Raw genomic sequence first — 10,576 nt, 5'->3', positions numbered from 1 at the left:
GAAAGTCCTTGGCGTGATGAAGATCCTCTGTAGGAGCGCGCTTGCCCGCGAATTGCGGTGGGTCAGCGGCATCTGTGTGGCTGACAGGATGCCATCGCGGGCAAGCGCGCTCCTACAGTGAATGTGCATGCGGTCAGTGGGACCGGCTTTAGCCGGGAAGCCTTTGATCTGCTCTTGATCTTCCTGCGCGAAAATTTCAAACACCGCCAATCGCGACTTTGGTGCAGGCCGAACGCAGACGACGCGGAGTGGGCCGAGCGGCATGGATGCCGCGAGAGCGCCGCTAGGACATGGATGTCCGTTCGGCGCGGGCCCACGGAGCGTCGTCGAAGTGAGGGAACCCTGACGAAGGAAGGGCCAAACCAGGAGCAGGCACTTTTGCTTACTTTTGGTGCTTTTCAAAAGTAACTCGCCGAAGGCGAAACGATCTGCCGTTAGGCAGATGCTCTTGATCCTCTAAAATCCAAAGCCATAAAAAAACCCTGCTCGAAGGCAGGGTTTTTTGTGCATCACTCAACCATCACAAGCCCGCATGGCCCACCAGGGTCAGCAGCGGTTGCGGGTAGACGCCCAGGAAGAACGCCAACAGCGTAATCCCCAACAGCATCACACCCCCTGCACGCTGCGCCCAGTTGAACGGGGCGTCGTGGCGCTGGATCTTCGAGTCTTGCAGATACAACGTCACCATCACACGCAGGTAATAGAACACACCGATGGCACTGCCCACGACCAGTGAACCGGTCAGCCACCACAGGTGCGCTTCGACGCCCGTCGCGATGATGTAAAACTTGCCGATGAAGCCCGTCGTCAGCGGAATACCTGCCAGCGACAGCATCATCACGGTCAGCACCGCCGTCAGGTACGGACGACGCCAGAACAGGCCGCGGTATTCGAACATCGCGTCGGCGTCGCGGCCGCTATAAGGCGACGACATCAACGTGACCACGCCGAACGCGCCCAGGCTGGTCAGCACGTAGGTGACGAGGTAGACGTTGATCGCCTCGACCGCCATGCCCTTGCTCGCCACCATCGCGATCATCAGGTAACCGAAGTGCGCGATGGACGAGTAACCCAGCAGACGCTTGAGGTTGTTCTGCGTCAGGGCCAGCAGGTTGCCGACCAGGATCGACGCCACGGCAATGACCGACATCACGTCCGTCAGCACACCACTGGTAGCCGCCGGGGAGATCTGGAACAGGCGAACCAGCACGCCGAACACCGCGACCTTGCTGGCGGTGGCGAGGAACGCCGCTACCGGGGCAGGGGCGCCTTCGTACACGTCCGGTGTCCACAAGTGGAACGGCACCAGCGACAGCTTGAAGCCCAGACCCACGAGCATCATGCCCAGACCCAGGCTGGCGATCGGGCTTGGCATGCCAGTGGCGGCGATGGCCTTGCCGATTTCGCTGAAACCCAGGCTGCCGGATTCGGCATACAGCAGCGCCATACCGAACAGCAGGAACGCCGAGCCAGCCGCCGACAGCACCATGTACTTGATGCCGCCTTCCAGCGAACGCTTGTTGAAGAAGGCGTAGGCAACCAGACCGTAGACCGGCACCGACAGCAGTTCCAGACCGATGAACAGGCTCGCCAGGTGTTGCGCGGCGACCAGTACCAGGCCACCGGCCGCAGCCATCAGGATCAGCAGGTAAAGCTCTTCGCGGTTGCCCGGGTAACCTGCCTTGCCTTCACCCAGATAGGCGTGAGCCAGGGTGACGCAGGCCAGGGTCGACACCAGGATAATGCCCATGTAGAGGCAGGCGAAGCTGTCGATCTGCAGCAAAGGCGTGACCACCAGCGGCGCAACCTTCAGCGCCGGATAGATGGACAGCAAAGCCAGGTTGAGTCCCGCTACCGTCAGCAGGAATGATTGCGAGTGGTTGCGACGCCATGCGATGCCCAGCATCACCACCACAATGGTGATACTGGTAATCAGCAGCGGCGCCAGCGCAATAAAGTGTTGAATCGTCAGGTCCATAGCGCTCTTACCGGGCCGAAGCGAGTTGAGTGAAGGCGGTGCCGAGCCATTGCTGCACGCCATGCATGGTCGCCGAGGAGGTGTCGAGGATCGGTTGCGGGTACACGCCCAGCAGAATCAACAACACCGCCAGACCCAGCACCATGATCAATTCCCGACCGTCCATGCCCTTGTAGACCGCGTCGGATTTGGCCGGGCCGAAGTAGGCGCGGTGGATCATGATCAGCGAGTAGACAGAACCGAACACCAGACCGGAGGTGGCGATGGCGGTGATCCACGGCGCGCTGACAAAGCTGCCGATCAGGATCAGGAATTCACCAACGAAGTTACCGGTGCCTGGAAGGCCCAGCGACGCGGCGGCGAAGAACAGGCTGATGGCCGGCAGGTACGCGATCTTGCTCCACAGGCCACCCATTTCTCGCATGTCCCGGGTGTGCAGACGCTCATACAACTGGCCGCTGAGGATAAACAGTGCGGCGGCCGACAGGCCGTGAGCGAGCATCTGAACGACGACGCCTTGCAGCGCCTGCTGGCTGCCGGAGTAGATGCCGATCAGCACGAAGCCCATGTGCGAAACGCTGGAAAACGCGATCAGGCGCTTGATGTCGGTCTGGGCGAAGGCCAGGAAGGCACCGTAGAAGATACCGATCAGGCCCAGCACCATGGCGATTGGCGCAAACTCCGCCGAGGCATTCGGGAACAGCGGCAGGGCAAAACGCAGCAGACCATACGCAGCGGTCTTCAGCAGGATGCCCGCCAGGTCCACGGAACCGGCGGTCGGCGCCTGGGCGTGAGCGTCAGGCAACCAGGAGTGCAGCGGCACGATCGGCAGCTTCACCGCGAAAGCGATGAAGAAGCCCAGCATCAGGATGTATTCGGTGCTGTGGGACAGCTTGGTTTTCAGCAGGTCCGCGTAACCGAAGGTAATCACGCCGGTCTGGTTGAAGTGCACCAGCACCAGACCCAGGATCGCCACCAACATGATCAGGCCGCTGGCCTGAGTGAAGATGAAGAACTTGGTCGCTGCATAAATTCGCGTCTTCTTACCGTCCGCCGAGCTGTGACCCCAGAGCGCGATGAGGAAGTACATCGGCACCAGCATCATTTCCCAGAAGAAGAAGAACATGAACAGGTCGATGGCGAGGAACACGCCGACGACGCCGCCCAGGATCCACATCAGGTTCAGGTGGAAGAAGCCGACGTTACGTTGAATCTCTTTCCACGAGCAGAGTACCGAGAGGATACCCAGCAGGCCGGTCAGCAGAATCATCAGCAGGGACAGGCCATCGAGGGCCAGGTGCACGCTGATGCCGAAGCGCTGAATCCACTGGAGCTTGAATTCAAGGGCCCAGGTCGGATCGGCGCCCGGAGCCGGAGCATAGGTAAACGTACCGGTGCTCCAGACCCACAGGCCCAGAATCGTCTCGAGAGACATGGTCAACAGCGCAATCCAGCGCGGCAGGGTAGGGCCGAAGCGCTCACCTTGCCAGCACAGCAGGCCGCCGATGAAGGGGATCAGGATTAGCCAAGGCAGAATCATGACGGGCTCAATTCCTTTCGCAAAGTCGCAAGGTTCATGTCAGATCGACTCATCAGACCAGCACAATCGCGCCGAGTACCAGTACGGCACCTGCGGCGATCGAAGCGGCATACCAGCGGAGCTGACCGGTTTCGGTGCGGGTCATCAAGCCGTTGCCGGCTTTGACCAGACGCGGAATCAGGCCGATTGTGTGGTCGAGCGGGTCGGCACGCAGGAGGCGACTGATTGCCAGGTAAGGTTTGACGAACAGCACGTCATACACCCAGTCGAAGCCCCAGGCTGCAAACCACCATGCGGACAGGAAACGACCCGGCCCGCTGTTGGCGATGGCCGTAACCAGTCGACGCTTGCCAAGGAACAGCACCGCCGCCAGCAGAATACCGGCCAGAGCAATGGCGCCCGAGGCGATTTCCAGGCTGTGCTTGGCTTCGCCGCCCGCATGACCTGCGCTTTCCGGCAGCACGCCGGCCAGTGGCGGATGAATCCAGGCGCCGATGAACGTCGACAGCACGATCAGCACACCCAGTGGCAACCAGTGGGAGATCCCGTGGCCGGCGTGGGCTTCGGTCTTCGCTTCGCCGTGGAAGGCGATGAAGATCAGGCGGAAGGTGTACAGCGAGGTCATGAACGCACCGACCAGACCTGCGTACAGCAGATACTGATGGCCGCTGGCGAAGGCTTCCCAGAGGATTTCGTCCTTGGAATAGAAGCCCGCCGTGACCAGCGGCAAGGCCGACAGCGCGGCGCCGCCGACGATGAAGCTGGCGTAGGCCAATGGCAGTTTCTTCCACAGGCCGCCCATCTTGAAGATGTTCTGCTCGTGATGGCAGGCAACGATCACCGCCCCGGACGCGAGGAACAGCAGGGCCTTGAAGAAGGCGTGGGTCATCAGGTGGAAAATCGCGCCGTCCCATGCACCCACACCCAGCGCCAGGAACATGTAGCCGATCTGGCTCATGGTCGAGTAGGCGAGGATACGTTTGATGTCGGTTTGCACCAGTGCGGCGAAACCTGCCAGTACCAGCGTCACGCCGCCGACAATGCCGACCAGATGGAGGATGTCCGGCGCCAGGATGAACAGGCCGTGGGTCCGCGCGATCAGGTAGACGCCCGCCGTAACCATGGTTGCGGCGTGGATCAGTGCCGACACCGGAGTAGGACCGGCCATCGCGTCCGCCAGCCAGGTTTGCAGCGGCAGTTGCGCGGATTTACCGACGGCACCGCCCAGCAGCATCAGGGTTGCCAGAACGATCCAGAAGTCGCCGACCTTGAAGTGCTGTGGTGCGCGAACCAGCAGTTCCTGAATGTTCAGCGTGCCCAGTTGCTGGAACAGAATGAACAGGCCGATGGCCATGAACACGTCGCCGATGCGGGTCACGATGAAGGCTTTCAGGGCCGCGTTGCCGTTGTTGCGGTTGCTGTAATAGAAACCGATCAACAGGTACGAGCACAGGCCCACGCCTTCCCAACCGAAGTAGATGAACAGCAGGTTGTCGCCCAGGATCAGGAACAACATGCTGGCAATGAACAGGTTGGTGTAGGCGAAGAAGCGCGAGTAGCCGTCTTCACCGCGCATGTACCACGAGGCGAACAGGTGAATGAGGAAGCCGACGCCGACCACCACGCCGAGCATGGTGATGGACAGGCCATCGACATACAGGGCGAAGTTGGGCTCGAAGCCGTCTACCGACATCCAGCGCCACAGCACCATGGTCAGGTGACCGCCTTCCGGTGGAGACACGTTGAATTGCCAGATCACGTAGGCGGCAACGATGGCCGACAGGCCTATGGAGCCCACGCCGATCAGGGCTGAAAGGTTTTCCGACCATTTGCCGCGCGAAAACGACAGCAGCAGGAAACCGATCAGGGGGAATACGAAAGTCAGTAAGAGTAGGTTCATCCGCGCATCTCGCTGGCAGCGTCGATATCGAGCGTGTGGAAGCGGCGATACAGTTGCAGCAGGATCGCCAGGCCAATGCTGGCCTCGGCTGCGGCAAGGCTGATCACCAGAATGAACATGATCTGGCCGTCAGGCTGTGCCCAACGGCTGCCCGCGACCACAAAGGCCAGCGCGGCTGCGTTCATCATGATTTCCAGGCTCATCAACACGAACAGAATGTTGCGGCGTACCAACAGGCCCGCCAGGCCGAGGCAGAACAGGATGCCGGCGACCGCCAGACCATGTTCCAGAGGGATTGCTGAGTTCATGGCTTTACTCCTTCGCCTCGTTGCGGCCGACATGGAACGCCGTCACGGCTGCCGCAAGCAGCAGCATCGAGGCGAGTTCGACAACCAGCAGGTAAGGGCCGAACAGGCTGATGCCGACCGCCTTGGCGTCCACCGTGGTGTGACCGATGGAAGCGCCGGTGGAGTTGGCGAACAGCACGTAAATCAACTCCGCCAGCAGCAGGCCGCCCAGCAGAATCGGGCCGAGCCAGATGCCGGGTTTGAGCCAGGCGCGTTCTTGTTGAACCGAGGCCGGGCCCAGGTTCAGCATCATCACCACGAAGACGAACAGCACCATGATGGCGCCCGCATAAGCGATGACTTCAAGGGCACCGGCGAACGGCGCGCCGAGGCTGAAGAAGGTCATGGCCACGGCGATCAGCGAAATGATCAGGTAGAGCAGGGCGTGCACCGGGTTCGTGTTGGTGATCACCCGAAGGGTGGCCACCACAGCGATGCCGGATGCGAAATAGAAAGCGAATTCCATCTTTCTTCCTTAAGGCAGCAAGCTCTTGACGTTGATGGGCTGGGCTTCGTTCTGTGCATCGCCTTTCGGCTTGCCGGCGATGGCCATCCCCGCAACGCGGTAGAAGTTGTAATCAGGGTTCTTGCCGGGGCCGGAGATCAGCAGATCTTCCTTCTCGTACACGAGATCCTGACGTTTGAACTCGGCCATCTCGAAATCCGGTGTCAGCTGGATCGCGGTGGTCGGGCAAGCTTCCTCACACATGCCGCAGAAGATGCAACGCGAGAAATTGATGCGGAAGAACTCCGGATACCAACGACCGTCGTCGGTCTCGGCCTTCTGCAGCGAGATGCAACCCACCGGGCAGGCCACGGCGCACAGGTTGCAGGCCACGCAGCGTTCTTCGCCGTCGGGGTCGCGGGTCAGGACAATGCGGCCACGGTAGCGGGGCGGCAGATACACCTGCTCTTCCGGATATTGCAGGGTGTCACGCTTACGGAAGCCATGGCCGAAGACCATGATCAGGCTGCGCAGCTGGGTACCCGTACCCTTAACGATGTCGCCAATATATTTGAACATGGGTCAAATCCTCACTGAGCCGCCAGGACGACCGCAGCGGTCACCAGCAAATTGATCAGGGTCAGTGGCAAGCAGAACTTCCAGCTGAAATCCATCACTTGGTCATAACGCGGACGAGGGATCGAAGCACGCAACAGGATGAACAGCATGATGAAGAACGCGGTTTTCAGCGCAAACCACATGAACGACAGTTGCGGCAGGATATCGAACGGGCCATGCCAGCCACCGAAGAACAGCGTTACCAGCAGCGCCGAGATCAGGATGATGCCGATGTACTCACCGACGAAGAACATGCCCCATTTCATGCCGGCGTATTCAATGTGGTAACCGTCGGCCAGTTCCTGTTCCGCTTCCGGCTGGTCGAACGGGTGACGGTGAGTCACGGCGACACCAGCGATGAAGAAGGTACAGAAGCCAAAGAACTGCGGAATGATGAACCACAGGTGATCGGCCTGGTACTTGACGATGTCGCCCATGTTGAACGAACCGACCTGCACCACGATGCCCATCAGCGACAGGCCGAGGAACACTTCGTACGACACGGTCTGCGCCGAGGCACGCAAGCTGCCCAGCAGGGCGTACTTGTTGTTCGATGACCAACCGGCGAACAGCACCGCATAGACCGACAGACCGGCCATGGCGAAGAAGAACAGCAGGCCGATGTTCAGGTCCGCGACCACCCAGGTCTGGGTCACCGGGATGACCGAGAACGCGATCAACAGCGCGCTCATGGCCACCACCGGCGCCAGGGTGAAGATCACCCGGTCGACGAAGGGCGGGTTCCAGTCCTCTTTAAAGAACATCTTCAGCATGTCGGCAGCAATCTGGAACATGCCGAACGGACCCACGCGGTTCGGCCCGTAACGGTCCTGCCACCAGCCCAACAGACGGCGTTCGACGAAGCTGAGCAGCGCGCCGCAGACCACCACGGCTAGCAGCACCACGATGGCCTTGACGACAGCGATGATCGAGTCGATCACTTCAGGGGTGAACCAGGTCATTGAGCGGCCTCCTGCACGGCATCAACGGTTTTGCCGAACAGCGCCGGAGGAATACCGGCCAGACCGGACGGCAGCGCCACCAGGCCTGCGCCCAGTTCCTCGCTGATGCGCAGCGGCAGACGCAGGGTCTGGCCGGCAACACTCAGGCTGAGCAAGGCGCCTTCGTTGACACCCAGACGGTCCGCTTCGGACTTGGCCAGCGCAACATAGGCCTGGGGAATACGCTCTTGAACCGGCGCGGCTTTGGAGGAGGTTTCTTCGCTGCCGAACAGGTGATAGAACGGCACAACCTGCCAGGTCCCTTGTGCAGGGGAGAAGGCACGCGGCACGTTGGCGAACCAGCCCAGCCTGTCGCCGCTGCTTTCGATCAGGCGTACGCCTGGATCGCCAGCACGCAAGTGACCGCCGACTTCGTCCTGAAACTTGTTCCACGCTTGTGGCGAGTTCCAGCCCGGCGACCAGGCAAATGGCACCTGAGAACGCGGTTCGGCAGAGCCCGAATAACCTTCCATCGAGAACGCGAACGCGGTGTCGATGTCCTGCGGCATACGCGGTTCGTGCACGCTGATGTTGGCGCGCATGGCGGTCCGGCCGCTATAACGCAGCGGTTCGCGAGCCAGTTTCAGGCCCTTGATGCGGAACGCAGCAGACGGCGCGGCACCGACAATGCCGGCCAGTTGCGGATTGCTCGCAGCGCAGGCAGCGGTGACGTGGTCAAGCTGAGTCCAGTCAACCGGCTGATTCAACAGGGTGGCGCGCAGGGCATGCAGCCAGCGCCAGCCTTCGTGAACCAGAATGCTCGCGTCCAGATACGTGGGGTCGAACACCTGGAAGAAGCGCTGGGCGCGGCCTTCCTGGCTGACCAGCGTACCGTCGCCTTCGGCGAAGCTTGCGGCCGGCAGCACCAGATGCGCGCGGTCGGTGGTCGCGGTCTTCTGATGATCGGCAACGATCACCACTTTCGCGGCCTTCAGTGCAGCCTCGACCGTGGCAGCGTCAACGCGGGTGAACAGATCGTTTTCCAGCACGACGATGGCGTCGGCCTGGCCCGAAATCACGGCCTGCAGCGCAGCGTCGACCGAGTCGCCACCAAACAGGGTCAAGCCCATGCTGTTGGCTTCCGGCACGATCAGGCTCAGCGAACCCTGCTTGTCACGCAGCTTCAAGGCCTTGGCGATGTTCGCCGCCGCTTCGATCAGCGCGTTCGAGCCCAGCGAGGCGCCGGACACGATCAGCGGGCGTTTGGCTTCGAGCAGAGCGGCAGCAATGCGCTCGGCCAGCGCCAGCGCTTCGCTGTCCAGACCGACAACGGCCGGGGCACTCGGGTCGATGGCGTGGGCCACGGCGAAACCGATGCGCGCCAGATCATCGGGCGCAGCGTGCACGCATTCTTCGGCGATATCGTCGAGGCGGGTGTCGGTCAGGCTGGCGATGAACAGCGGGTTCATCTCGTGCTGGCCGATGTTCTTCACCGCAGCGTCGAGCCATGGCTGGACTTTCATCGCAGCGGCCATGTCTTCGGCTTTGTTTTTCACCGACTGACGCAGGCCGAGGGCCATGCGCGCAGCGGTCTGGGTAACGTCTTCGCCGAGGATGAACACGGCATCGTGCTCTTCGACCTCACGCAGGGTCGGGATTGGCAGCGGGCTGTCTTTCAATACCTGAGCGATCAGGCGCAGACGCTCCAGCTCACCGGCTTCGATGCCCGAGTAGAAGTGCTCGGCACCGACCAGCTCGCGCAGGGCGAAGTTGCTTTCCAGGCTGGCGCGTGGCGAACCGATGCCGACGATGTTGCGTCCGCGCAGCAGGTCAGCCGCTTTATCCAGCGCAGCGTCGAGGCCCAGCTTGATGCCTTCGGCCAACGGCTGGCGTGGACGGTCGGTGCGGTTGACGTAGCCATAACCGAAACGGCCACGGTCGCAGAGGAAGTACTGGTTCACCGAACCGTTGTAGCGGTTCTCGATACGGCGGATTTCACCATAACGCTCGCCCGGGCTGATGTTGCAGCCGCTTGAGCAACCGTGGCAGATGCTCGGCGAAAACTGCATGTCCCATTTCCGGTTGTAGCGCTCGGAGTGGGTCTTGTCGGTGAACACACCGGTCGGGCAGACCTCGGTGAGGTTGCCGGAGAACTCGCTTTCCAGGGTGCCGTCTTCAACGCGACCGAAGTACACGTTGTCGTGGGCGCCGAACACGCCGAGGTCAGTACCGCCGGCGTAGTCTTTATAGAAACGCACGCAGCGATAGCAGGCGATGCAGCGGTTCATCTCGTGTGCGATGAACGGCCCCAGTTCCTGATTCTGGTGGGTGCGTTTGGTAAAGCGATAGCGGCGCTCGTTGTGGCCGGTCATCACCGTCATGTCCTGCAAATGACAGTGACCGCCTTCCTCGCAGACCGGGCAGTCGTGCGGGTGGTTGGTCATCAGCCATTCGACGACACTGGCGCGAAACGCCTTGGATTCATCGTCTTCGATGGAGATCCAGGTGTTGTCAGTGGCGGGTGTCATGCAGGACATGACGATGCGACCACGGGTGTCGTTCTCGTCGGTGTACTGCTTGACCGCGCACTGGCGACAGGCGCCAACACTGCCAAGTGCCGGATGCCAGCAGAAATAAGGGATGTCGAGGCCCAGCGACAGACATGCCTGTAACAGGTTGTCTGCGCCATCGACTTCGAGCGCTTTGCCGTCTACGTGGATAGTGGCCATGGTTCAAAGTTCTTCGTTGGCCCGGTGTCAGCGGGCGTGGCTAATGGAATCTCGGTGCCATCCGACTCAAACAGCCTC

Annotated in this window: 9 protein-coding genes; all 9 read right to left on the bottom strand. The window is 61.2% G+C overall.

What is annotated here, in order from left to right; translation table 11 throughout:
* Positions 1-204, bottom strand: a 204-nt coding sequence (locus tag BMY98_RS27450) for a hypothetical protein (RefSeq protein WP_217648322.1), incomplete at its 3' end; no start/stop codon positions are given.
* Between the two features lie 316 nt (positions 205-520).
* Positions 521-1,978, bottom strand: coding sequence for an NADH-quinone oxidoreductase subunit NuoN (gene nuoN, locus BMY98_RS20020; protein ID WP_074892029.1), 1,458 nt, complete (start codon positions 1,976-1,978; stop codon positions 521-523).
* Between the two features lie 7 nt (positions 1,979-1,985).
* Positions 1,986-3,518, bottom strand: coding sequence for an NADH-quinone oxidoreductase subunit M (nuoM, locus tag BMY98_RS20015; RefSeq protein WP_074892027.1), 1,533 nt, complete (start codon positions 3,516-3,518; stop codon positions 1,986-1,988).
* A 52-nt stretch (positions 3,519-3,570) separates the two neighbouring features.
* Positions 3,571-5,418: an NADH-quinone oxidoreductase subunit L gene (nuoL, locus tag BMY98_RS20010; protein WP_074892025.1), complete on the bottom strand. Its 1,848-nt coding sequence runs from the start codon at positions 5,416-5,418 to the stop codon at positions 3,571-3,573.
* The gene (nuoK, locus tag BMY98_RS20005; protein WP_065989117.1) at positions 5,415-5,726 is read right to left on the bottom strand and encodes an NADH-quinone oxidoreductase subunit NuoK; all 312 of its coding nucleotides are present in this window, start codon (positions 5,724-5,726) and stop codon (positions 5,415-5,417) included. The genes nuoL and nuoK overlap by 4 nt, the downstream gene beginning before the upstream one ends.
* A gap of 4 nt (positions 5,727-5,730) precedes the next feature.
* Positions 5,731-6,231, bottom strand: coding sequence for an NADH-quinone oxidoreductase subunit J (gene nuoJ, locus BMY98_RS20000; RefSeq protein ID WP_037008804.1), 501 nt, complete (start codon positions 6,229-6,231; stop codon positions 5,731-5,733).
* A 9-nt stretch (positions 6,232-6,240) separates the two neighbouring features.
* Positions 6,241-6,789, bottom strand: a complete 549-nt coding sequence (nuoI, locus tag BMY98_RS19995; RefSeq protein WP_037008808.1) for an NADH-quinone oxidoreductase subunit NuoI — start codon at positions 6,787-6,789, stop codon at positions 6,241-6,243.
* 11 nt (positions 6,790-6,800) lie between these two features.
* On the bottom strand, positions 6,801-7,790 hold the full coding sequence (gene nuoH, locus BMY98_RS19990; RefSeq protein WP_037008811.1) for an NADH-quinone oxidoreductase subunit NuoH: 990 nt from the start codon (positions 7,788-7,790) through the stop codon (positions 6,801-6,803).
* Entirely contained in the window at positions 7,787-10,498 is a 2,712-nt protein-coding gene (gene nuoG, locus BMY98_RS19985) for an NADH-quinone oxidoreductase subunit NuoG (protein WP_074892023.1), read from the bottom strand. The genes nuoH and nuoG overlap by 4 nt, the downstream gene beginning before the upstream one ends.
* Positions 10,499-10,576: the final 78 nt, after the last annotated feature.

It is taken from the genome of Pseudomonas graminis (genome assembly GCF_900111735.1).
Lineage (GTDB): Bacteria > Pseudomonadota > Gammaproteobacteria > Pseudomonadales > Pseudomonadaceae > Aquipseudomonas > Aquipseudomonas graminis.
Note: the sequence above shows the minus strand (reverse complement) of the source record. Positions and strands in the feature narration are given on the sequence as shown.